The organism is Bartonella sp. HY038 (genome assembly GCF_014117425.1).
GTDB lineage: Bacteria > Pseudomonadota > Alphaproteobacteria > Rhizobiales > Rhizobiaceae > HY038.
Genome location: NZ_CP059725.1, coordinates 1,705,470 through 1,730,990 on the forward strand (window position 1 = coordinate 1,705,470; position 25,521 = coordinate 1,730,990).

General features: G+C 40.3%; 18 protein-coding genes and 1 tRNA gene. 11 read left to right on the forward strand and 8 right to left on the reverse strand.

All coding sequences use genetic code 11. The annotated features are described in order from the left end of the window. Positions 1 to 99 precede the first annotated feature (99 nt). Positions 100 to 1,107 (forward strand): UDP-glucose 4-epimerase GalE, encoded by a 1,008-nt coding sequence (gene galE / locus H3299_RS07240; protein WP_182417034.1) that lies wholly within the window; start codon positions 100 to 102, stop codon positions 1,105 to 1,107. A gap of 843 nt (positions 1,108 to 1,950) precedes the next feature. On the opposite strand, the gene H3299_RS07245 is transcribed toward galE, so the two are convergent. Together H3299_RS07245 and H3299_RS07250 are read right to left on the reverse strand one after the other, a co-directional pair. Continuing rightward, positions 1,951 to 4,089 carry an Ig-like domain-containing protein gene (locus tag H3299_RS07245; RefSeq protein WP_182417035.1) on the reverse strand — a complete coding sequence of 713 codons (2,139 nt, stop codon included), beginning with the start codon at positions 4,087 to 4,089 and terminating at the stop codon, positions 1,951 to 1,953. Between the two features lie 421 nt (positions 4,090 to 4,510). Continuing rightward, entirely contained in the window at positions 4,511 to 6,085 is a 1,575-nt protein-coding gene (locus H3299_RS07250; protein WP_182417036.1) for a TerC family protein, read from the reverse strand. Between the two features lie 576 nt (positions 6,086 to 6,661). On the opposite strand from H3299_RS07250, the gene H3299_RS07255 reads away from it, so the two are divergent. Further along, positions 6,662 to 6,737: transfer RNA gene (locus H3299_RS07255), tRNA-Lys, on the forward strand. Positions 6,738 to 7,149: 412 nt separating this feature from the next. On the opposite strand, the gene H3299_RS07260 is transcribed toward H3299_RS07255, so the two are convergent. The 3 genes from H3299_RS07260 to H3299_RS07270 all read right to left on the reverse strand — a co-directional run bounded on the left by H3299_RS07260 (position 7,150) and on the right by H3299_RS07270 (position 10,470). After that, positions 7,150 to 8,136, reverse strand: coding sequence for a hypothetical protein (locus tag H3299_RS07260; protein ID WP_182417037.1), 987 nt, complete (start codon positions 8,134 to 8,136; stop codon positions 7,150 to 7,152). A 409-nt stretch (positions 8,137 to 8,545) separates the two neighbouring features. Further along, positions 8,546 to 9,811, reverse strand: coding sequence for a CCA tRNA nucleotidyltransferase (locus H3299_RS07265; RefSeq protein WP_182417038.1), 1,266 nt, complete (start codon positions 9,809 to 9,811; stop codon positions 8,546 to 8,548). Beyond that, positions 9,808 to 10,470: a CoA pyrophosphatase gene (locus H3299_RS07270; protein WP_182417039.1), complete on the reverse strand. Its 663-nt coding sequence runs from the start codon at positions 10,468 to 10,470 to the stop codon at positions 9,808 to 9,810. Before H3299_RS07270 ends, H3299_RS07265 begins: the two co-directional genes overlap by 4 nt. Positions 10,471 to 10,829: 359 nt before the next feature. Here H3299_RS07270 and H3299_RS07275 point away from each other — a divergent pair, with 359 nt between their 5' ends. The 5 genes from H3299_RS07275 to H3299_RS07295 all read left to right on the forward strand — a co-directional run bounded on the left by H3299_RS07275 (position 10,830) and on the right by H3299_RS07295 (position 18,989). Continuing rightward, positions 10,830 to 11,846 carry an AAA family ATPase gene (locus H3299_RS07275; RefSeq protein ID WP_371739836.1) on the forward strand — a complete coding sequence of 339 codons (1,017 nt, stop codon included), beginning with the start codon at positions 10,830 to 10,832 and terminating at the stop codon, positions 11,844 to 11,846. Beyond that, entirely contained in the window at positions 11,846 to 12,760 is a 915-nt protein-coding gene (locus tag H3299_RS07280; protein ID WP_182417041.1) for a DUF58 domain-containing protein, read from the forward strand. Before H3299_RS07275 ends, H3299_RS07280 begins: the two co-directional genes overlap by 1 nt. Further along, the gene (locus H3299_RS07285; protein WP_182417042.1) at positions 12,757 to 15,600 is read left to right on the forward strand and encodes a DUF4159 domain-containing protein; all 2,844 of its coding nucleotides are present in this window, start codon (positions 12,757 to 12,759) and stop codon (positions 15,598 to 15,600) included. Before H3299_RS07280 ends, H3299_RS07285 begins: the two co-directional genes overlap by 4 nt. 10 nt (positions 15,601 to 15,610) lie before the next feature. Continuing rightward, a complete protein-coding gene (locus H3299_RS07290) occupies positions 15,611 to 17,803 on the forward strand; it encodes a glutamine amidotransferase (protein ID WP_182417043.1) in 2,193 nt (730 codons plus the stop codon). A gap of 667 nt (positions 17,804 to 18,470) precedes the next feature. Then, positions 18,471 to 18,989, forward strand: coding sequence for a lytic transglycosylase domain-containing protein (locus H3299_RS07295; protein WP_182417044.1), 519 nt, complete (start codon positions 18,471 to 18,473; stop codon positions 18,987 to 18,989). Between the two features lie 195 nt (positions 18,990 to 19,184). Here H3299_RS07295 and H3299_RS07300 read toward each other — a convergent pair whose 3' ends face one another. Next, entirely contained in the window at positions 19,185 to 19,892 is a 708-nt protein-coding gene (locus tag H3299_RS07300; protein ID WP_182417045.1) for a metal-dependent hydrolase, read from the reverse strand. Positions 19,893 to 20,174: 282 nt separating this feature from the next. Here H3299_RS07300 and ruvX point away from each other — a divergent pair, with 282 nt between their 5' ends. Beyond that, positions 20,175 to 20,639, forward strand: coding sequence for a Holliday junction resolvase RuvX (gene ruvX, locus H3299_RS07305; protein WP_182417046.1), 465 nt, complete (start codon positions 20,175 to 20,177; stop codon positions 20,637 to 20,639). A gap of 70 nt (positions 20,640 to 20,709) precedes the next feature. Here the strand turns inward: ruvX and H3299_RS07310 are convergent, their stop codons facing one another. Both H3299_RS07310 and H3299_RS07315 read right to left on the reverse strand, forming a co-directional pair. Continuing rightward, positions 20,710 to 21,099 carry a cobalamin biosynthesis protein gene (locus H3299_RS07310; protein WP_182417047.1) on the reverse strand — a complete coding sequence of 130 codons (390 nt, stop codon included), beginning with the start codon at positions 21,097 to 21,099 and terminating at the stop codon, positions 20,710 to 20,712. 160 nt (positions 21,100 to 21,259) lie between these two features. Beyond that, entirely contained in the window at positions 21,260 to 21,697 is a 438-nt protein-coding gene (locus H3299_RS07315; RefSeq protein WP_182417048.1) for a TerB family tellurite resistance protein, read from the reverse strand. Between the two features lie 284 nt (positions 21,698 to 21,981). Between H3299_RS07315 and H3299_RS07320 the strand changes: the two genes are divergently transcribed. From H3299_RS07320 to H3299_RS07330, 3 genes are all read left to right on the forward strand, one after another. Beyond that, positions 21,982 to 22,788 carry a TSUP family transporter gene (locus H3299_RS07320; RefSeq protein WP_182417049.1) on the forward strand — a complete coding sequence of 269 codons (807 nt, stop codon included), beginning with the start codon at positions 21,982 to 21,984 and terminating at the stop codon, positions 22,786 to 22,788. Between the two features lie 114 nt (positions 22,789 to 22,902). Next, entirely contained in the window at positions 22,903 to 23,454 is a 552-nt protein-coding gene (locus H3299_RS07325) for an alpha/beta hydrolase (protein WP_182417050.1), read from the forward strand. Positions 23,455 to 24,082: 628 nt separating this feature from the next. Continuing rightward, positions 24,083 to 25,360, forward strand: coding sequence for a multidrug effflux MFS transporter (locus H3299_RS07330; protein ID WP_182417051.1), 1,278 nt, complete (start codon positions 24,083 to 24,085; stop codon positions 25,358 to 25,360). The last annotated feature ends 161 nt before the right edge of the window (positions 25,361 to 25,521 follow it).

Sequence of the window (25,521 nt, forward strand, 5' to 3'; positions counted from 1 at the left end):
TATGGATGATAGTTTTCAATTGACTTGTTTTAATTTTTACAAATAGAAATATTCCTGCTATTTAAAATAGTTGCAGTTAATATCATAATGGATGATTAAATGACGATTTTAGTGACAGGTGGCGCCGGTTACATTGGTTCCCATACATGCGTAGCCCTTCTAAATGCCGGTTATAATGTGGTAATTGTTGATAATTACGATAACAGCCATCCAGAAGTTATTAGGCGAATTGAGACAATCACCGGACGCACTGTCATTAATGAACCTGGCGATATTCGCGACCGAGAATTTATGGAATCTGTATTAACGCGCCATAAATGCACCGCGGTCATTCATTTTGCTGGATTAAAAGCCGTTGGCGAATCTGCAGAAAAACCACTCCTTTATTATGATTGCAATGTGAGTGGTACTTTAAGGCTTTTGCAAGCGATGCAACGAGTTGGCGTAAAAAAATTAATTTTTTCATCAACGGCAACCGTTTATGGCACCCCTTCTTATCTTCCTTATGATGAAAAGCACCCCCTCGCCCCAGAAAGCGTTTACGGCAGAACGAAGCTGACCGTTGAAAATATGCTATGCGACTTATACACTAGTCAACCTGACTGGAGTCTTGTTATACTGCGTTATTTCAATCCAGTGGGCGCTCATGAAAGCGGCTTAATTGGCGAAGACCCAAAAGGTATTCCGAATAATCTTATGCCAATTGTTGCACAAGTTGCGGCAGGACGGCGGGATCGCTTAATGATATGGGGAAATGATTATAACACCCGTGACGGTACAGGTATCCGCGACTACATCCATGTTGAGGATTTAGCGGCAGGCCATGTTAGCGCCTTAAAACTTACCAATGAACCAAATTGCGAAATCATTAATCTCGGCTGCGGCCGTGGCTACAGCGTTTTGGAGGTTGTAAAAGAATTTCAGCATATTTCAAATCGCGACATTAAATATGAAATAGGTCCCCGCCGTGCTGGCGATATTGGCGAATTTTATGCAAATCCTGAAACTGCAAAAAGAGTTTTAAACTGGGAAGCCAATAGGAATTTAAGCAAAATGTGTGCTGATATGTGGAATTTTCAGGTAAAAAATCCAGAAGGATATAAATAAAAACACTGGACCTAAGCTTATTTTAATTTAGATAACTCAATAAACTATATTTCTTTTCTACTTTCGCAAAAAAGTGAATTGAAAACTGTATTAAGGAAAAGATTGCCCATATCATCTTTAATATAAATTACTTGAAGCAATTGCACATTTGAAAAACTATGCAATATGACGACACAAAGCAAAGCCATGTGATCTTTTTAAACAACATAGATTTTAAATGATGAATTTTTTTTACCATCCATTATTCTAATTCCAATATAGCTCTTAGCGTAAGGGCATATGGAAAAAAATCTTTTAAACTAAAGTTCGCAACGGATAAAAGGTAAATTGGTCGTAGTTTCGCGGGGTACCTCAAAGCAATCGACATATTTTTACGTCTTGGTCCTACCCGCGCATAGATATCATTAACGTTACAATAACCATAAAGGATATGCATTTTGGCATTTTGTAGATTATTAAAGGTTTGGGCGCAAACAACATCCGGAAAAGATCAAAAATATAAAGCTAAAGCTTAGTGTTTGGCAAAAAACTTGACCAAAAATCTCAACCTCAAATGATTCCCAAATCTCTAAATGCCGCCACTTAATCAAGTATTTTAAAACGTATGAATACAAGACAATTGCTGTGACAGGTAAAAATAGACCTTAAGGTTACTATAATAATTGATATATGCTCGGCGCCCTTAACGCAAAACAAATTCATAGCCCCAGAACAGTCTATTAGTCTAAGTTTTATTAATAAAAAAGCAGCTTCACCGTAAATTTCGGTAAAGCTGCTTCTATATCATATTGATTTTACAAGACGACCTCAAAAACAAAGATCATGCTCAAGTCATTTTTGTTACTAGACGTAACTCAAATGTTGTTCATCATAGATGTTTGGCATTTGCGAACTACTAAATGCGTCAAAGGCAGGAATGTCGCTATAGCTTTCATTATTAGCAACGCTGGTATCACCATCTAATAGATCGTCAATGGTTAAATCAGAAGCATCATTAGAAGCCTGATTATCTGCACCTTGAACCTCATCGGCCTGAGCACTGTCAGCTTGTACACTGTCAGCTTGAACATCATCTGCTTGGCTGTTGCTATTTTGATCGCTGCTAACCTCAACATCTGTATTTTGGCTATCTGCACTTTGAGCATCTGCTGCTTGGCTGTCGTTGTCGCTTACATCGATGCCAATTTCACCAAGAATATCACTTGTTGGTGTAATTGTATCATTTGCTGATGCATCATTGGCAGAAGCACTGTCCGCGTTTTGGCTATCTTCGCTTGAAGATGCTTGGCCGCTTGCAGTTGCATCGCTTTCATCCAAAAAGTTGCCCAAACGATAAGAGAATGGATTTGCTGATTCATCACTAGAGCTGCTAGAAGTGTCACTTTGCTGCGATGAAGCGCTATCATCGGATTGAACATCATCACTGCTGCTTGGATTAACTGCAGCGATGCGCGTATTGCCGGAATTATCATCAGTGTTATTGTCTGATGAAACTGTATCAGCACTAGCACTTGCTGAACCATCATCTGGCGTGCTGCTTGTGTCCGTAGCGTCGGCAGAAGTTGGTGTTGCTGTTGCTGAAACGATAAATTGTGCAACATTGGTTCTAGAACTGCGATTACCTGCAGCATCGATCGCTTCAAAACTAAAATTATGTGATCCGAGGCTAAGATCATTTTCAGGTGAAAACTGCCATTTACCATCTGTGCCAATTTCTGCTCGGCCAATAGAAATGCCATTATCAAAAATCTCAATCCATTTAGCATCATAGCCAGCGCCTACAGCATTGGCTATGCCGGAAAGAACGACTTTGCGTACAGTTGAATTGACGGTGGTACCGGTTGTAAATTGTGTTGCATCGCCGCCGTTTGCATCACTCCAATAAATGGAGGAGGCACTAATTGCAGAGGGAGCAATTGTGTCAACAGTAAATGAAAATTCACTCGTTTTGCCACTCTCATTTCCTGCAGCGTCAGTTGCAGTAATTTGAACGCTATGAACACCGTCAGAAAGGTTTGTTCCAAGCTCAATCGACCATTTACCATCGCTGCCCGTTGTTGTTGTGCCAACAACCGTACCATCGACATAAATACTAATTTTAGACCCAGCTTCGGCAGTGCCTTTAAATTCAGGTGTTGCATCATTAGTGATACCGCCATTTGCAATGGTGCCGGTAGGTGTCACATTGTCATTAACAGTTTCAAGCTGTGGGACGTCTGGGGCAATAGTATCTACCGTAAATTGTAAACTGGTTTCTTCACTCGTGGCGCCACTTGCATTGGTCTGAGTAATGACTACATTATAAACGCCATCTGCAAGCTGTGGGAAAGTATAGCTCCATTTACCATCCTGCCCAACAGTTACATAGACTGGATCACCACCATTAACCCTAATTGCTATTTGAGCACCCGGAACGGCATCTTCACCCTGCAAGGTCGGCGTATTATCATTGGTTGATGCACCATTTCTGATTACTTCAGTAGGGTTTTTATCATCATTAATAATATCGGCATCTGGCGAATCTGGACGGCCAACGGTTGCGGTTGGCGCCGTATAGCTATTGTCATTATCATCACCGCTCTTGCCAAATACAGAATAAATACCAGCGCCGCCTACAGCTGCACCACCCAGAATACCAAGCAATGTGGCAACCGATAAGGATTCACCCAATTGCGAATATTGGATAAGACTATCATCAATACCGTCACCCTCATTGGTAACTGCTTTGGTAAAATCGACTTCAATCCGGTTGCCGTTTTCCACAATCATTAACTTATGAAAAGCTGGCCCATTAATGAAAAAGTTATTGATGCGCAATTCCTCGCCAGAGGAAAATTGAACAATGAGATCATTTCCCCATTGAGCATAATTGCTTATACTGGCCATGCCAGATGTGATTACATAATTTTGGGAATCAACTAATGGAGCTGAAACTTGTCCACCCACCCCTACGATAACATCCTTATCTGGGCTAACAATCATTGCGTATCCTACTTTAACTTTAACAATTAATAAAACTGCGACAACTATATTTGTAGACTATGTCTATAACATTAATAAAGCTATATGCAATAATAATTAACGAGTTTACAATGGATAAAACAATTTTTTTATGGATAGTTGCATTTTTTATTTTGTATAATTTTTTTCTAAAATAAAAATCCAATATACACTTTTGAAAATTTTCGGTTTTTATATAATATAATACAAGTTAGGGATTACACGCCACCATATATAGCCATAGGTAATAGGAGTGTTATACACCTTAAATATAAATGACCTTTATTTATTGAGTTTTGAATTAAAACTTGTTGTGTGTTTTTTCTATTTTCCCCTTGTGAAGACTTGTGGTGTGAAGATTTGCTGTTTCCACAAGGGGAGTATTGGTGAATATTCTAGTTTTTTAATTTAATGCATCCGCATCACTATCTTTTATTTGGCTAATGCGAACTTTACTAATATTGCGTCTTTCAAGCTCAATCACTTCAAAGCGCAGCCCTTGTGCTTCAAATGATTCGCCAAGGCTTGGCAAATGGCCAAATTGCCAAAGCATATAGCCGGCAAGGGTCGTATAGCGGTCATTGTCATCAACAAGATCACAGTCAAGAAAACCGCTTAAACGACGAATATCTGCATAGCCTTCAACCACCAAACTATTGTCAGTATCACGCTCCACCAGCATTTGTTCTTCCTCATCATCAGGGAAGTCGCCAGCAATCGCTTCTAATATATCAGTTGGGGTTACAACGCCTTCAAAAGAGCCATGCTCATCAACAACAATGGCAAGCTGAATGGGTGAGCGGCGTAATTGTTCCATAAGGCGCAAGACATTGGTATTTTCATGAACAACCAACGGCTGACGCATGGCTTTTTGCCAATCGATTTTTTTGCCCTCTGCCAAGCTCAGTAAAATATCCTTGGTTAGGGCAACACCAACAAATTCATCTACCTTTTCATGGGCAAGTACAATGCGTGTATGGCGAAAATTTGGAATTTCCTTACGCATTTCTTCGTCACTGCTTGAAACATCAAGCCATTCCACCTCTTGACGGGGCGACATGATCGAGCGCACGGGACGTTCTGCAAGATCAAGCACCGAGCGGATCATTTGCTTTTCTTCTGGCTTAAAGACTTCAGACGCCGCCGATTGCTCGGCTATGACATCAACGGTTTCAGCAAGGTTACCCTCATTGCGGCCGCCGCCAAGCAAGCGCAACACAGCGCCGGCTGTACGCTCACGCAGATCATTGGTGGACACCAATTTTTCGCGGTTGCGCCGGCCAATCTGATTAAAGGCTTCGATAAGGATAGAAAAACCAATAGCTGCATAGAGATAGCCTTTGGGGATATGATAGCCAAGTCCTTCAACAATAAGGCTAAAACCAATCATCATCAAGAAGCCAAGACAAAGAATAACCACGGTTGGGTGGCGGTTAACAAATTGCATCAATGGGCCAGAACCCCACATCATCACGCCCATAGCAACAATAACCGCAATATACATAACCGCCATTTGTTCATGGGGGATCATGCCAGTGGCGGTAATAATACTATCTAGCGAGAATACCGCATCTAGCACAACGATTTGCACAATAACTTGCCAAAATATCGCATGTGTGGCGTTGGTTTTCTTGTCATGAGTATCACCTTCAAGCCGCTCATGCAGTTCTAATGTGCCTTTGGCAAGCAGAAACGCACCACCAATAAGCAGAATAATGCTGCGCCAGCTAAATTCAAATTCACCGATAGAAAAAATAGTTTCTTTTAGTGAAATAACCCAGCCGATAATAAGTAGTAAGCCAAGGCGCATGACAAGCGCCAGCGAAAGGCCGGTTAGTCGGGCGCGGTTACGTTGGTGTGGCGGCAGTTTTTCTGCAAGAATTGCAATGAAAACAAGGTTGTCAATACCAAGTACAATTTCGAGAAAAATCAGTGTTACCAAGCCTAGCCAAGCATGGGGATCGGCAATCCATTCCATAATTTTATCCTGCTGTCTTATATAAATAGTACAAGATTAAAAATCTTGCCAAAAAATAACATTTAAGAAATTTAAATTTTTAGTTTGATTCGCAGAATACTTGGCTATTCAAGCAATCTGCTTTCTGAAAAATGTTTTTTGATGCTTCTTGAAATAGAAGAAAGAATAGCATTGAAGCCGAAAGCGGTTTGGCTTTTCAGTGATTTAACTTTTTTTGCTAAACTAATGTTTTTATAAGGAAAAAATGGCGACATTAAATGCCGCCTCATACTGCTTGCAGGGTCTTCACATGATGTGCCGGGCATTACGCTCGATCAACCTTTTCAATAACACAGCTTTGGAAAAAATCGTCAAAGCCGAAGTTGGAAACAAAATACAGTGTCTATAATGATATTTTTTGTTAAAACTATCAAGAGGCTATGTATGGTTTTTAATAAACGATAATGCAAATTGAAAATTTCCGCCTGAAAAATTATGGATTATGACAAAAAAATGAAAAAAAATAAATTATGGACTAGACATGATGTTTTTTGATGTTTATAGATCGCCACACAAGTCGTGTGACTGATTTGGTAAGGGTGATTAGCTCAGTTGGTAGAGCAGCTGACTCTTAATCAGCGGGTCGCAGGTTCGATCCCTGCATCACCCACCAATTAACTCAACAAATATGCGTTATGCTTTCCAAACTGAAAAAATAAAAGTTAGATGCTTTTTGCTCCAAATCTATGATAACTGGAGTTAATTGTACTATAGTCAACCTTTGATGGCATGCTCCAATAAAATATCCCAAACCCCGGCAGCTTACAAATAGTTAAGATATTCGGCCCTAGCCTGCATATTGATTATCACATCAAAGTATTAAATATTAAAATCGGCTATAAAATCATTCCTCGTTCGACAAAAAATTTGTTCTTTAATCTTGTTATAATAGCCATGCCAAACGAAAATAAGTAAAGATAGCCTCAAGCTCTCATATTTTATGCCAACAAATAATAATAACATCAATAGCATATCCCTCTCTATAACTACAAAGCTTTTGACCACCCATAACCTTAGTCGTCGTATTAGTCATGGCAAACTTCGCTTGTTTTCATATCACGGATTTCTTGCCAAGGAATTAGTCCAGCAAATGCTTCTTCCGTGTAGCGATTATCTTTAAAGTCTGGGTTTTCTTTTAAAATAAGCATAGATAATTGTTTTAAATCATGCTCCCTTGCAATATTTTTCGGACCGCTAGGAGCAAACCACTTAATAGCTTCATTAACCTGCTCATATGTTGCATTTTTATAATAGCCTTTACAAACTATATATTTTAAAAGCTTGCGGCTTTCCTCATCATATTCAGTTGCTAATGACATTATAGTTGAGTGACCGAGACTTCCTATCCAAAGTGGATCAGCACCCTGATCAATAAGCAATTTAACTGCATCATAATTTCTTTTTAGAGCATGCATAAATAGGAGTGAAAGTGGATTTTTCGCCGGAATGATATGATCGGCTTTACCACCATTTTTAAGATAAATTTCTGTTAATTCGTAACGAAATTTCTCAGTTGCCTCTGGGTCAAAACTATAATCAGGCTTGACCATAGTAACCGTGGCTGTATAGTAAGTGAAATCTCTTGCTGACCCTTGCGATGGCCTATCAATCATATAAGGGTCTGCACCTGCCGCCAAAAGCACATCAATAGCTTGTAAATTACGCGCGGTTAGAGCTAAAAACAGCAATGTTATATCATTGTCATAGCGGGCGTTAAGAGTGCCTTCAGGTAAGATTTCGACATCTTCAAGCGTGATTGGTTCTTTTTTTTCAATCTTGCGGGCTAGTTGATAAACAATTGGATCTGCATTTTTAAAATATCTATCGGTTCTTGGCGAAGTATTATCTATTTTTTCGTTCACCACCTTTAAAATAATTTCACTATCTTTTTTGGTTTTAAAAATAGTAAAGAAACTAAGCCCCAGAACCAAAACAAGCACAATAAAAGCAAATAACACCTTATGTTTACGGGGCGACTTATTTTCTTGTTTAACTTGGTTCTCACCCGCCATAATGTCCCTCAATATTTAACCTTGTTGCTACCTTTTTTACAAATCTATACTATCCATATATACTTACAAGCCAAGTTTTCCTATTAAAATGAAACATACCTTGTTAATTAATGCTGTAAGTGTATGTTAAATTCCTTGCCCCAATAATAGGCATCATAGACAGTGATGCAGACGCCTAACAATAAGGGTGTCACTTTTATAATCAATAGCGTAGCGGAAGACGCTTTTATAAAAATATACCGATCTTCGATCAGTTGGGTTTAATTGCTAATATTGCTTGGGCAAATCAGCCAATGAACGAGCTAAATAGTAACAAAATATAACAAGGGATGTTCATCTCAGAATATAATAAATTTTCATTCAATTTAATGGCTCCTGCTTTTAGAAACATTCCTTAAGTAGATTATGGCTAAAGATTCAAATCTTTTAATAACGCGTCTCGTTTTGCTAAAAAGCCGCTATCAATCCAGTTTTGTTCCATTTCTTTAAGCAATTGACCTATTTTAACCCCCGGCTCAATGCCCAGCGCAATTAAATCTTCACCGCTTATTGGCATTTCTGGCACGGGCCAATTTTCAACCAAGTCAATCATTCGCCCATAATTGGCAGCCTCAATCAAAGCCGCCTCGCCCTTTGCATTATGGGCTTCATCAATACCGTAGCTTCGCGCTTTAGCTTGCATTAATCGCAAATGATCAAGCATTGCTTGCGCACCATTTTGGTAAACCAACTTTTTAATCAGTATGTCGGCATCGCTGGATTTTGGCGTTGGTAATAATGCCCATTTCGACAAACGTTTTTTTTCGATATTAGCAAGTTTTAGGCGGTTACCAAGGGTAGAAACCCGTGCTGCATCGGGTGGAATAATCGCTTCTAAACGCAAAAATGGATCAACATCCCAGCCAAAATGCTGCTCACTAGCAATTAAGCCATGAATAAAATCAATGCCCCATTTTTCACTTTCGGGCAAAATAGCAGTTAAAACGCCAGCTTGGCGCATCCATAATAAAGCGCGGCTTGGGTCTTTGGCGCTTAGCAATTTTTTAAGCTCTGCCCAGATACGTTCTGCCGATAATTTGCTTAGGCCATCTTTCAATCGTGCGGACGCTTTTAAGCCCTCCACATCTGGGCGGCCTTTACCATAAAAGGCAAAAAAGCGGAAAAACCGCAAAATGCGCAAATAGTCTTCTTTGATGCGGTCTTCCGCATTGCCAATAAAACGTAATGTTGACGTTTCAATATCAGCAAGCCCGCCGACATCATCATAAATGACCCCTTCATGGTCGCAATAAAGCGCATTAATAGTAAAATCACGCCGTTGTGCGTCCACCTGCCAGTTTTTACCAAAAACCACACTTGGGTGACGGCCGTCACTTGTTACATCTTGCCGTAAGGTTGTAACTTCAAATGGGTGATGATCTACCACCACGGTAATGGTGCCAAAGCCTTCGCCAGTTGGCACAGCATGAAAACCAGCTTGTTGCGCAAGGCGCGTTGTTTCATCTGGCAAATGGGTGGTGGCAATATCAATATCGTTAATTGGCTTGCCCATTAAAGCATTACGCACAGCACCACCAACAATGCGTGCCTCGCCATTTTGACTACCTAAAACTTTTAGCAATTTTTGTAGTCTTTCATCAAAAAGCCAATTTGCTTTGTCTTTGGTTAATTTCACGCATAAAGCCTTTCATAAAGATGCACAATCATACCAGCCGTTGCGCCCCATATAACATAGTCTTTATAATAAAGCGCGTACCAAGAGCGTTGTTTACCATCAATCTCTTTATGCATTTTTTGATGATTTTTAGGATCCATCAAAAAAGCCATTGGTACTTCAAATATTTTTTCGACTTCGGTGGGATTAGCGATAAAATCTTGCTGTTTTTGTAAGGCTGCAACAATCGGGGCAATTTTATAACCTGTACCCGTAAAATAACTTGGCAATTTTCCTAAAATAGCAACATTATCATCTTGCAAAGCTATTTCTTCACGCGCTTCACGCAAAGCCGCATCAATATCATTCTTATCGCTAGAATCAACACGCCCACCGGGGAAAGAAATCTGCCCTGAATGATTGCGCAATTTTGAAGAACGCTCGGTAAATAGGATTTTTGCACCGTCATTGTGGTCAATTACGGTGATTAATACCGCCGCTTTTTTCCAAGTTGGGGCATGATAATCAATAGGCTCGGCTTTATTGGCAGCACCCATAAGGTGATAAGAAATGGAAAGATCACTGTTAAAATTTGCAGCGTCATCATGGGTATGAACAATGGATTGCTCTTTTTTATAAAAACGTTTGGTAAAATCAGCTAATGAAAAATCGTTACCCATTTGCATTCCTTCATTGCAAACTCATTTGCATTATTTTATTGCAATAAGCGATAAAATTTGCAGCATCTCACATAGTTTTATCAACCAAACCATTGATATTTTTATTAGTTTATTAATCCTACGTCAAAAATAATTGTTGGAATATCCTTAGTTTAACGGTCGGTCGATATCTTTATAGATATTTTAGTGCAAAGATTTTACATAATTTGGGCAAGAAGTCATGAAATAGTCATTGTTGACGTTTTTTCAATGGATTATTTATCAAAAGCCAATAAAGTCACTTTGAACATATTACAATAATGATGCTATTGCAAAAAGCACGATATTCACTTGGTATTGAGGACGACATGAATCAGACAATGGAAGACAATAATGAACAAGCTACAAGCGATGCTTCATCCCATGAGGATATTATTGCAAAGGCGGATGCCGTTCATGATGAATTGAAAAAAATTCGCGGTTCCATTGGCAAAGTTATTTTTGGCCAAGAACAAATTGTCGAGCTTGCACTTACTGCCGTTCTGGCTGGGGGCCATGCTTTGCTTGTTGGCGTCCCCGGCCTTGCTAAAACGCGCCTTGTTGAAACTTTAGGACGAGTACTTGGCTTAGATGAAAAGCGCATCCAATTTACTCCCGATCTTATGCCATCGGATATTATCGGTTCTGAGGTGATGGAAGAAGGCGAAGATGGGCGGCGTAATTTTCGCTATATTCAAGGACCAATTTTTGCACAATTGCTAATGGCCGATGAAATCAACCGTGCTTCACCTCGCACTCAATCGGCATTATTGCAAGCCATGCAAGAATATCATGTCACCGTTGCTGGTAGCCGCTATGACTTGCCGCGCCCTTTCCATGTGCTTGCAACCCAAAACCCACTTGAGCAAGAGGGAACCTATCCACTTCCTGAAGCACAGCTTGACCGCTTTTTAATGCAAATTAATATCCATTATCCAGACCTTGATACTGAACGGCGCATTTTGGTTGAAACAACCGGCATTAATGATACCAAGGCGGAAGCGGTTATTACATCACATCGTTTGATTGAAATGCAAAAAATCATTCGCCAAATGCCCGTGAGTGAGCAGGTTATTGATGCAATTTTAAAACTTGTACGCTCTGCCCGTCCTGATAGCGATAATGCAATTGCCCAAAAATATATTTCATGGGGACCCGGCCCACGCGCTGCGCAAGCCTTGTCCTTGTGCGTACGTGCACGTGCCCTATATCAAGGCCGACTTGCCCCCTCAATTGACGATGTCTATGCTTTGGCTGAACCTGTTTTACAACACCGCATGGCGCTTAATTTTACAGCGCGGGCTGAAAACATTCCTGTATCTCGCATTATTGCTGACTTGGTAAAGGCACAAAGCTAATGGCCATCGGCGCGCTTACTCCACCAATTAAGGTAAACTCCATTCTAGCTAATGCTGGAAAGGATGCCCGCCAAATCAGCGCGCTGGTTCTTCATGCCCGCAAAATTGCGATGAGCATTTTGGGCGGTTGGCATGGCAAACGCAAACAAGGAAGTGGCGATAATTTTTGGCAGTTTCGCCCTTATGATGGCGGTGAATCTGCAAGCCGCATTGATTGGCGCCGTTCTGCCCGCGATAATACGCTTTATATTCGTGACCGCGAATGGGAGGCGGCACAAACAGTGTTTTTATGGCCAGATCAAAGCCCCTCCATGCAGTATAAATCAAAATTTTGCGAACATTCAAAAGAAGAACGCGCTTTATTGCTAACTCTTATTTTAGGTGAAGTTTTTGCGCAAAATGGCGAGCGCATTGCCATACCTTCTATTTTACCGCCCATTTCAGCACGCAATGGGGCAGAGCACATGGCAATAAGCCTTGTTAATCATCAGCCTGCAGCTATTAGCATGGATTTGTCAGTATTAAGCCACTACAGCCATCTTATTATCGCCAGCGATTTTCTAGATGATATGAGCGTTTTGGAACAACGCTTTACCAAGCTTGCAGAACTTAACATTCGCGTTCACCTCATACAAATATCAGACCCAAGCGAAGAGGTTTTTCCCTATCAAGGCCATGTGTTATTTCAAGACCCTGAAAGCGGAGTTGAACTTGACGCAGGACGCGCGCAAATATATCAACAAGATTATTGTCGGCTTTTTGCCGCAAGACGCGCTCACTTAAAAGATATTTGCCGCCATTATGGTTGGGGTTTTTGCTTAAGCCTTACCGATGAGCCAGTCACCAAAACCTTAAGCGCCTTAAATATTGCCATGAATGCCGATCTTGGCTTTCGGCGAGGACATATTGCATGATACCACTTAGCTTTGGCACCCCTCTTATTTTAATAAGCCTTGTTGTGCTGCCAGCAATCTGGTGGCTATTACGCATGACGCCGCCCCGCCCGCAACGTGAAGTTTTTCCACCGCTTCGTATTTTAGCAAGCCTTATTAAGAAAGATCAAACCCCCACTAAGTCACCATGGTGGTTGGTTTTATTACGCCTTGCCATTGCTGCTCTTATTATTATTGCCTTGGCACAACCTTCATGGCGCGAAGACAAGGAACTTGTGCAAAATAAAGGCGCACTTGCTTTGCTGATTGATAATAGCTGGCCATCAGCCACCAATTGGCAAAACCATAAACTCACCGCACGCAAATTGATCGAAGAAGCCAATAATCATAATTTGCCAATTTATATTTTAGCGAGCAACGAGCCACAAAATAGCGAAACGGGCCCATTTACTGGCAGTGCCGCCTTAAGTCGGCTTGACGCTATAAAACCAATGCCTCTTGCTGCCGACCGCACGAAACTGGTTGAAAGGCTTAAAAATATTGGTCAAAACAATCCAAATTTACAAACAGATTTACAAATTGCCTATCTCACTGATAGTTTAAGTGAAAAAAGTGATAAAGCTAGTTTTGATCAGATCCAGCAAATTCCCCATAGTATTTTTCAAATATTTAGCAATGACAAAGCAAATTGGATTGGCTTAACCAGCGTCAATAATCAAAGCGATAAAATGATTATTAACGCCATTCGCAGTGATGAGGGCAAAATGGAAAATATTCCACTTTCAGCCTTTGATAGTGATGGCCGCAAAATTGGTGAAGCACAATTGCATTTTGATAATTCAGCAATAAAAGGTCAGGCAGAAATAACCACGCCGCTTGAAATCCGCAATGATATTGCGTGGCTACGCCTTGATGATAAAGCCTATGCTAGCGCAACCTTAGCGGTGGATGCATCAAATAAAAGACGGCGCATTGCCATGCTTGCACCCTTAACCAGCGAATTGCCACAACCCTTATTATCGCCGCTTTATTATCCTGCCAAAGCTTTGGCGCCTTATGGCGATATGATTTATAGCACAAAAGGCGATATTGACGAAAATATCAAAACATTATTAGCATCAAAACCAGCAATGTTGGTAATTGGTGATATTGCCAATATACCGCCGCAAAGTGAAGAAGCCATTGCACGCTTTATCCATGATGGCGGCACATTGCTGCGTTTTGCTGGCCCTAATTTAGCGGCAGCAGAAAGCAATGATGGTCTTTTACCAGTGAAGTTAAGACGCGGCGAGCGTAATCTTGGCGGTGTAATGAGTTGGGCCAAGCCGCAAAGCATTGCCCCATTTGCAGCCGACAGCCCATTTGCAACCCTTACGCCGCCACAAGATATTGAAATAGCGCGTCAAATATTGCCTGAACCATCTGTTGATCTACATGATAAAAGCTGGGTCAATCTTGCCGATGGCACACCACTGGTGACAGCGCAAACACGTGGCGCTGGGCGCATTATTTTCGTCCATACCTCAGCTGGGCCAGAATGGTCAAACCTGCCATTAAGCGGATTTTTTGTCGATTTACTGCGCCAATTCGTGGCTCTTAGCCATCAACCAGTTAGCGTTAATGATGGGGAAAGCAGCACCAAGACGCTTGCACCATGGCGCATATTCAATGCTGAAGGCTTTCCGCAAGCGCCATCGCCAAGCGATAAGCCTATCAGCCTTAATGGCAAAACGCCAATCACTGCCAGTCTAGATCACCTACCTGGTCTTTATGGGCAGCAAGACGCACTTTACGCACTTAATTTATTAAATAGTGACAGTGACTTTAAACGAGTAGAGCTGCCAAAAGGCGAAAAAATTGCCCATAATAGCTATGACGAAAATGATACAATATCTTTAATTGGCATTATGTGGGGGCTGGCTTTCCTATTATTTATTCTTGATAGTATTATCATGCTCATCTTAGGAGGCTTAAATTTCAAAAACTTAAAGCGCAATAATTTGTCACCTTTAATCTTATTAATAGTGTTTTTCTGCGGCTTCGCATTGAGTGTGACAGCACCCAATTTGGCGCAAGCGCAAGCAACAAATGCGGACGATAGCACAACCCAAAGCGAAGCAGATCTTGTCATGCGCGCCAGTAAAACCCATCTTGCTTACGTTAAAACTGGAGATGATACCATTGACGCAACCAGCAAGGCAGGGTTAGAAGCTTTAAACCAATTTATTGTGCAAAGAACCACCATTGAACCTGGGCAAGTTATTGAACTTGATCTTGATAAGGATGAGCTTGCTTTTTATCCACTCATCTATTGGCCGATTGATGCCTCAACCAATATGCCAAGCCAAAAAGCAATTGGCAAAATAGATGCTTTTATGCATCAAGGCGGTACAGTCTTATTTGATACACGAGATGAAATAACTTCAAATCTTAATCTTGACGGTTCACCAACAGCCAATACCAATCGTTTAAGAGAAATTTTGGCAGGGCTTAATGTTCCACCATTGGAGCCACAACCTCAAAACCATGTCATTGGCCGTTCTTATTATATTATGCCAGATTTTCCAGGCCGATATCGCGGTTCGCAATTATGGCTTGAAGCAACCCAAAACAATGGTGAAAACCGGCCAGTCAATGCTGGTGATGGCGTTAGCCCAATTTTAATAACCGCAAATGATTTTGCCGGTGCTTGGGCGCATAATGGCAAGGGTGACTGGCAATATCGGCTTGTTCCTGATGATAATATGCAACGTGTATGGGCTTTTCGCGGTGGTTTAAACATTGTTATGTATGTGCTTTCTGGCAATTATAAATCCGACCAAGTTCATGTGCCTGAAATTTTAAAACGCCTCGGCCAGTAGGAAAAAGACAATGCAATATTCTATTGAATTTGAACCACTACTGCCAATAATGCTCGTTTATATATTAATTGCCATTAGTTTTTTAGTGGTAATCATCACCATTATTTCGCGCAAACGCGGTTCATTTTTGCGCGTCATTATGGCTATTTTATTTGGTCTTGCCTTGATGAATCCAGTCTTTTTACAAGAGCAACGTGAACCAACCAAAGCGGTGGTGGCAATTATTGTTGATAAAAGCCAAAGCCAAAAAATGGATAACCGCGAGCAAGAAACTTTAGATGCGCTTGAAAATGTCAAAACCGCATTAAATACATATCCGCAATTTGAAACACGCATTATCGAAGCTGGCAATCCATCAGCCAATGATGATGGCACAGCCACACGGCTTTTTGGACCACTTGAAAAAGCCCTTGCCGATGTTCCCCCTGCCCGCCAAGGTGGTGCAATACTCATTACCGATGGGCGGGTGCATGATATTCCTGATCTTTCAGCCTCGCAATCCAATAGCAAGACTCATAATGGCGCCAATAGCCAATTGAACATTCATGCACCGATTAACGCGCTGATTACCGGAAATAGTGAAGAATATGATCGCCGTATCCGCTTTATAAAAGCGCCGCGTTTTGGCATTGCTAATCGTGAGGTGGACTTATCCATGCAAGTGGATGATGCAGGAAAAATTGCTGGACACTCCAAAACCGCAGATGTCACCATAACTGTGAATGGCGAAACATTATCCAAACAAACCGTTGAAATTGGCAAAGAAACCAGCTTTTCTATCACCCTTCCCCATGCCGGCAATAATATTATTGAATTATCCACCCCAGCATCAAGCGATGAAGTGACCGACATTAATAATCATGCAGCGATTATGATTGATGGCGTGCGTGAAAATCTAAAAGTTTTGCTGATTTCTGGCGAGCCGCATAATGGCTTACGCACGTGGCGCGATTTATTAAAAAGCGATACCAGTGTTGATCTTGTGCATTTTACTATTTTAAGACCACCGGAAAAACAAGACAATACACCCATGAACCAGCTTTCCTTGATTGAGTTTCCAACAAGGGAATTATTTGTTGAAAAGATTAATGATTTTGATTTGGTCATTTTTGACCGCTATCAACATTATGACGTGTTGCCGCTCATTTATTATGATTATTTGGCCAATTATGTAAAACAAGGCGGCGCCTTGCTTATGGCAACTGGGCCAGAATTTACCGGCGAGAACTCACTTGCCCGCACACCCTTATTTAGCATATTACCAGCCCTTCCCAATGATATGATTGAGGAAGAGGCCTTTTTGCCAAGCCTTACCGATCTTGGGCATAAGCATCCGATTACTCGTGGCCTTGAAGGCAGCAATGTCAATCCCCCAAAATGGGGACATTGGTTACGGCAAATAGATGTTGTACCCAACCAAAATGCGCAAATATTAATGAATGGCGTTAAAGATAAGCCGCTTTTCCTTGTTGCCCATGAAGATAAAGGGCGCGTTGCTATGCTGCTTTCTGACCAAGGTTGGCTATGGGCGCGCGGTTATGAGGGCGGCGGCCCTTATGCTAGCCTTTATCGACGCACAGCGCACTGGTTAATGAAAGAGCCAGAGCTTGAAGAAGAAGCACTTTTTGCGACCAGTAAAGGCAATGATATTCACATTCGCCGCCAAAGCATGAAAGATAGCATTGGTAAAGTGCAAATAACTCTGCCATCGGGCAAAAGCCAAGAACTAACCTTGCAAGCAAAGCTTGATAATAGCACTGAGAATGACAAAGATAATCAAGGCGGTAAAAACCAAAGTAATACAAATAAGAGTAACGGCGTATTTACCGGCGATTATCGCAGCGAGGAAATTGGACTTGTTCATATAAAAAATGATGAATTTGAAACACTAGCCTTGGTTGGTCCGATTAATGCGCCTGAATTTGGCGATCTTATTTCAACACCCCATCTTTTACAGCCAATTGCAGATGCTACTAATGGTGCGGTAATAAGGTTAAAAGATACCAAAAACGCGAACTTAACAAAACCAAACATCGAAATATTAAAAGATAATGCCAAGCCGCTTAAAAATACCATTCACTTGCGTGAAAGTAGCGATAGTAAGCTGATTAGTGTTGCAAGCTATCCACTTTATACTGGATTATTAGCCTTGCTAATCAGTTTATTGATTATAAGCGGCATGTGGTATCGCGAGGGTCGGTAATTCTATTAAGAGTCATGATTGATTAACCTAAAAGCCTTGGCTTATAGCTAAAAAACCTCTTCATTGCAGGTATTGCAATGAAGAGGTTTTTTATTGAGCACATTTTTCAAAAGCTTAAAGTTAAAATCTTCTAGTCATTCACCTTGAATTTTTGCCAATAGAATCAACATTATTGCTGTCTTACAGGTTGGTATATTGAAGATGTCATTTTGCACTAAATAGTACTATACTTGTTTCATATTGGTAATAATCATAAAATGAACTTAATATAATCACTTTGTAGTCCTTCTTTGGCTTATTTTATCTATCATAAAGTAAGCAATAAAAATGATTAGCCGGTTGAGCAAGTGCTCACACAAATGAAAGACCGCCATTTAGGAAACCTTAAACTAATAAAATTTTTTGCCCAAAGAACAGATTAAAAAACCGCAATTGTCGTATTCTGAACTGATGCAACTTGCATAGGTTTTTTATTGATCATTTTTTGCGAGCATATTTGGGAATCGAAATTTTCGATATTCCCACGGAACCAATCTACATCATAGGCGTTCAACACACTCAAACTACAATATAGTTTGAAATAATTTTGTGCGTGCATTGTTTAATTCCATTGAAAAATAGCAAATTATTAAAAATTTGCAATATAAGCAAGAAGATTACAGAAAACATGAAAATAATAAGCTTTATAACTTTATTAATTACCTTTTTTGCGGCCTCCTTCCAAATCGCAAATGCTGTCCCCAAAATTGATAAAAAAATTGAGCGCACTCAAAAGCTTGATAAAAGCAAAGCGCAAAACAACGACGAAAGTCGCCCTTATGAAGATATTATTAAAAGACATGCAGCCGCCAATAATGTGCCAGTAGATATGGCCCATGCAGTGGTTAAAACCGAAAGTAATTATAATAAAAACGCTCGCGGACGCGCAGGCGAAATTGGTCTTATGCAAATTAAACTATCAACCGCGCGTAGCCTTGGTTATCGTGGCTCTGCAAAGGCCCTTTACGACCCGCAAACCAATATTGAATATGGAATGAAATATCTTGGCCTTGCCCATCAATTAAGCGGCGGCAATATGTGCAATACAATTTTAAAATATAATGCTGGCCATGCAGCCAAACGTATGAATCCAGTTTCTGCCCGCTATTGTAGCAAAGTTAAATCTTATTTGGCCTCGTTAAACTAAATTATTAATCTTCAACTACAATTAAACCAATATAAAACAGAAATTTTTCGTGTCACGCATAATTATGCATGACACGAATAGGCTAAGGCCGATATTAGAGCGTTTTCCGAAAAGTGTGAAGCGGTTTTCGGGCAAAAACGCGGAGTAAACAATGGATTAGAGCGCTGATCTGATCCAATCAGATTGAAATGCGCTCTAATGAAACTCTAAAGCATCACCAACTATTGCTTCAACAACCTTGGTGTTTGAACCTTCTAAGCCTGCAATAAATTTATCTGCCGTTTGGTCAAGCAATGGGAAAGTGCCATAATGGCAAGGAATTGCAGTTTTAAGATTTAAATAGCGTTGACAAGCAAGGGCCGCAACTGTGCCGCCCATGGTGAAACAATCGCCAATTGGTACAATACCAATTTCTGGCGCATGTAATTCGTCAATTAATTTCATATCAGAAAAAATATCAGTGTCGCCCATATGATATAGAGTTGGCGCATCTTCAAAATGGAAAACCAACCCATTAGGATTTCCAAGTGAAAAAGATTGGCCATTTTCATTCATCATAGCCGATGAATGAAGGGCGTTGACAAAGGTAACACTATAACCATCATGATGCTGCGTACCACCGGTATTGCCTGGACAAATTTTGGCAACACCCTGTGCGCTTAACCAATCTCCCAAATCAGCATTGGCGGTAACAGGTATATTTTTTTCAATAGCAATCCTAACCGTATCACCAACATGATCACTATGGCCATGGGTTAAAGCAATATGGGTGACGCCATCGGTGATTTTTGCCAAATCAAGCGCAGCTGCTTTTGGATTTCCAGTTAAAAACGGATCAATCAAAATAATAGCAGAGCCTACTTCAATGCGAAATGCCGCATGTCCAAGCCAAATAATCTTCATAAAAATTTCTCCTATCGGTCTATCTTTGGTTACCATGCCAAGCGGCTGTTTTATTTATCAAGCAGTAAGATAAGCCAAATGGTACAGAAATAACAATTAAATTATAATCAATTTAAATATAGCTTTTTTTAAAAAGTCAAAGCATGATGATATCGTCTTAACTACCCACTAACGATTTGAATATTTTTATAATTTATGCAAATGATAGCCAATTGATTTTGTCTATTCAAAATTTAAAATCCACGTATGTAATATAGTTCTCCCTAGAATAAGGAAACCGTAATGACGGTGATTACCATTGAAAACGCCCCTCAATATCTTGTTGATGGTCAAAGCATTATTGGCCTTGATCTTGGCACTAAAACAATTGGCCTTGCGGTTTCTGATATTGGTTTAAGCTTTGCCAATCCGCGTCCGGTTTTAAAACGCAGTAAATTTACCAAGGATGCGCAGGATTTACTTAGCGTTTTAGAAAAAGAAAATATTTGCATTATGGTTATTGGCTTGCCGCTTAATATGGATGGCTCTAGTGGCCCAAGAGTACAGGCAACGCGTGCCTTTGTGCGCAACATGGAAAAACTCACCGATATACCCTTTATTTATTGGGATGAACGATTATCGACAGTTGCGGCAGAACGCAGCCTAATTGATATGGATGTGTCACGAGTCAAGCGATCTGAGCGCATTGATTCTGCGGCTGCAAGCTTTATCTTACAAGGCGCTCTTGATCGACTTGCAAATTTATAATACATGCCAAATCTAATATTTTTGAAACCTATGAATGCTGGTTTCAAAACAAATAAAATAGACGTCAAACTTAATCACCACATGCAATAGCATAGGTAAAACCACAGCAAACGGTTTTGGGAACAATGATTTTGGCGTTGCCATTAAATGCGACAAGCGCTAAAGCTTCAGCAATACCATAATAGCCGGTTTTTTGAAAAACCTTCCATGAAGGTTTTTCAATATGTGGTTGATATTTTAGTAAAGAACTGATTGGTAAAAGAAAAATTGGCACTGCAAAATACCTTTCTAGATAAGGTAGCCATGCAGAATGACCAAATTTGTCTAATGTTGCAATATAAGAGAATTGAATTTCAAGTGCATCCAATACTTCCTGTAATTCTTTTACCGCATCAATGCTATTAGCTTTGGATGAGGCACCAACACCTAAACAATATTTTCTATCAATTATATCATCCATCACTATGTCATAAAGCTTTATAATCAATCAATGAAGCTACTATTAGAGCGTTTTCACGAAAAGTGTGAAGCGGTTTTCGGACAAAAAACGCGGTTTAAACAATGGATTAGAGCGCCGATCTGATCCAATCAGATCAGCGCTCTAGCCGGTAATTTCTACCCTAGTTGCTTTTCCAGATTTCATCAACCTCTTGGGGGCTAATACCCAAAATCGCGCTAACGCGCTCAATAAAGGCAACTTCATTCTCATCAATATAATTATCAGCTGAGGCAACAGCCATCAAATTACGCACCAATGATATGCGTCGTTCAGGTGCTAAATCACTAAACAACGCTGCAGCTTGGGCGGTGGTTGTTTCATATCCATAATCGCCCAAATAGCGGATTACATCAGGCAGGGCATCGGCAGGAATATCAAATTGTTGCTGTGCAATTTGCGCAAAAACTTCGGTTTCTGCGTGGCCGCGTTCACCATCGGCAAAAATAATTTTGATCAGCAGAAGAAGCTCAGCTGCAATAGCTGGATCGCCTGCGACTTTACTTACCACACTATTTCGAGTGAAGTAATTAGCAATTTTATGAAAGAAACCTTCGCTCATCAAGCGCTCCGATGTAAATAGCTATTTTGTAGTTAAAGAACCATAGCTGATTAATGACTGTTATTTAATTGGGTAACCCATTTATAAACATATATTTTTTGAAAAAGTTCAATCAGTTGTAAAAAATATTTTTTTCCGTAAATAATTTACTGCACAAGGTTACTCCATCACATTAAAATTACCTTCGCGATTTTGAAATTGCAGAGCATCGACAAATAGTGCAAAACGGTTGAAGGTTTCAATCATGAGAAGAATGTTGAAATCATACTATATAAAGGAACGATATGATTGATTTTCTTCTTGATCCAACAACATTAATGTTGATCGCAGCTGCTCTCATTGCTGGCATTATTGATTCTATTGCTGGCGGCGGCGGGCTAATTACTGTACCGGCCCTTTATCTAGGGCTTGGCGGCTCACCCGTTGCAGCACTTGGTACTAACAAATTGCAATCACTTTTTGGCTCACTATCCGCAACTATTGCTTATGCGCGTGCTGGCCATGTTGATCTTAAAAGTCAAGGATGGGAGGCATTATTAGCATTTGCAGGCGGATTACTAGGTGCATTGTTAGCAACCAAGCTTCCCAAAGAAGTATTAACTGCCTTTTTGCCAATTTTACTTATAAGCGTCGCCCTTTATTTTGCACTAAAACCCAATATAGGCGATGTTGATCGCACGCGTCGCATGGGGCAGTTTTTATTTACCATGACGATACCGCCTTTAATCGGCTTTTATGATGGCGTTTTTGGCCCAGGGACCGGTTCTTTTTTCATGCTGGCTTTTGTTTCTCTTGCAGGTTTTGGTATGCTAAAAGCAACTGCCCATACAAAGCTGCTTAATTTTTCATCTAATATTGGTGGTTTTGCAGCTTTTGCGGCAGTTGGTGTAGTTAATTGGAAAATTGGTCTTGTCATGGGGATGGCTCAATTTATCGGCGCGCAAATTGGCGCAAGGCTAACCATGAAAATAGGCACCAAACTTATAAAACCACTTCTTGTTATCATATGTACAATATTAGCAATAAAATTAATGCTAGAGCCAGATAATCCTCTTAATCACTTCATCCGCAGTGTATTTAATCCATCATAAAAGGACCATTAGGGTTAAATTTCTTTTGTTCAGCAACTATATGGCTATATATTAACAAAATTCAGTTTGATTATTTGATAAAGGATGTTGCAAAAACGGGCAACAATATAAAATATGAAAGCAAATCAATTAGATATATTAATGGTACCTGGATACCAAGGGTCTGATGAAAACCATTGGCAATCACGCTGGGAGCGCAAATTAACAACTGCGCGTCGGGTTGAACAAGACGCGTGGTCAAAACCAGTGCGCAGCGAATGGATTGCACGACTTCGTGAAGAAGTTGAAAAATCTGAACGTCCCGTTTTGCTTGTTGGTCATTCTTTGGGCGTTGCAACCATTGTGCAAGCAGTACCTTTACTTGGCAAACGCGTAAAAGGCGCTTTTTTAGTTGCTGCTCCCGATGTTGCCAATCCCAATATCCGGCCTAAGCATTTAATGACTTTCGGGCCCTACCCAACTGAAAAGCTACCCTTTCCATCTGTGTTAATTGCAAGCCGCAATGATGAATATTGCGAGTTTTCAGTAGCTGAAAAGCTGGGGGAAGATTGGGGTTCACTATTTTTAGATGCTGGCGAAGCAGGTCACATTAACACTAAATCCGGTCATGGCCCTTGGCCAGAGGGCCTTATGGTATTTACGCAATTTATAGGTAATCTATCGTAAGGGGCAAATTGCATTTATAAGGCTCATTGTAGCGATTATGGGCCTTATTTTCCCAAAAACATATAATGATTTAATGCAAGTGGTAGTTTAAGGCTAAAAACCTTTTAAAACAAAATATTATGCAAATAATCTATATAATATCACATTTGCAACCTATAGCTTTAAATCGATTTATATTTTTGCCAAACTCAGATTTTAGAATTGCTTTGCAATCCCTTTCAACCTATAGATAATACTATAAAAAGTTTTCAGGCTTTAAATGGCTAGGCAAATTCTGGGTCGCAATTTTTGGGGCAATGCGCCCATAAGATTACAAAAGCAAAATGCTCAGTAAATGTTTATATAAAAAAAACAGCGCAATATGGTCAGCACCTAAATGTTGATATGCTGTTTTTAAACATTTCTATGCGCTCATTTAACCTGCCTTTTTGATTTTATTTGTTTTTCTATAATTCTTCGTTTTTTTGAAATGCCAATAAATTAAAGTCAGGTGCCACCAATTATATGGATTTATAACCCAATAAAATGCATATAAATAAAAAACCTAAACCATTGATAAATATTTAAAAATAAACCGACCATATGCCGAATAAATACGGCCTGTTATTGAAAGACTAAAGACAAAACTATGACCCAAGATATGGCACAAGAACAGCATATCGCAGCAATAAAGCAACGTGTTGGCGTAAAAGAATTCATTATTCTTATTGCCGCTCTCATGGCGACCAACGCCGTTGCCATTGACATTATGTTGCCCGCCTTTGACGACATTAAAGCAAGCCTTGGCGTAGTCGGGGAAAATGCGCATCATTATATTATTTTTTGCTATTTGCTCGGCTTTGGTATTACGCAATTATTTGTCGGCCCACTATCGGACCGTCTAGGCAGACGTGTGCCGTTAATTATCGGTCTAATATTTTATGCAATTGCCTCTTTTGCCTGTGCATTTGCGCCATCTTTTATCGGCCTTTTAATTTTGCGCGCCATACAAGGCATTGGTGCCGCAGCAACGCGCGTGCTTTGCGTTTCAGTGGTTCGGGATCTTTATGGCGGCCGCCAAATGGCAGAAGTTATGTCCATTGTGATGATGGTTTTCATGGTAGTGCCAATTATTGCCCCAGCAACAGGGCAAGGTATTCTCATGCTTGGCCCATGGCAGCTCATTTTCTTTGTCATGGCAGCAGTCGGTATTATTATGGCGGCATGGGTTTGGAAGCGTTTACCGGAAACGCTTTTTGCTCCCCGCCCATTAACATTTTCCGCCATTACTCAAGGCTTTAAAACCGTTTTATCTAATAAGATTTCATTTTGCTATAATTTGGCTTTTTCGGTTATTTTAAGTGCACTTTTTGGCGCACTTAATACCGCACAACAAATTTATGACGGAATTTACGGTTTAGGTAAATGGTTTCCAGCCGCATTTGCCGCCGTTGCTACTTTCCAAGCATTGGCTGCATTTTTAAATTCTCGCTTTGTTGGCCGCTTTGGCATGCGCCGTATTTCGCATTTTCTACTTTTAGCTTTTGTGGCAGCCTCATTTGTATTATTTTTATGGGCATGGCTAACCCCAACCCATGTGCCCTTTATTCCCTATATGCTGTTATTTACCGTCATTATGTTTGCATTTGGCGCGATTGGCGCCAATTTCAACTCTCTAGCAATGGAACCTTTAGGCGCAGTTGCCGGTACCGCATCATCAGTTTTTGGCTTTATGCAAACGCTCATTGGTGCTGGCGGTGGTTTACTTATCAGCCATTTTTTCCACGGCACGATCACCCCAATTGCCGCAGGCTTTTTCATTGTTGGCATTTTAGCATTAATACTCGTTCTTATTGCTGAAGATGGCAAATTATTTAGAACCGTAAGTGCAGATCCCAGCAAAGCGAAAATGAAAACTATTAAATAGCGGATATTAAGCGAAACAAAATGCCCTTAACGGGGCATTTTCTATATTGATAATGGATTTTTGGCGTTTTATATTTTACCAAATACATTCTATAATAGCTTTTTTGATTTATTGTTAAAGTCAACTAAAACAACAATTGAAAATGAATGAAATCTAATTAA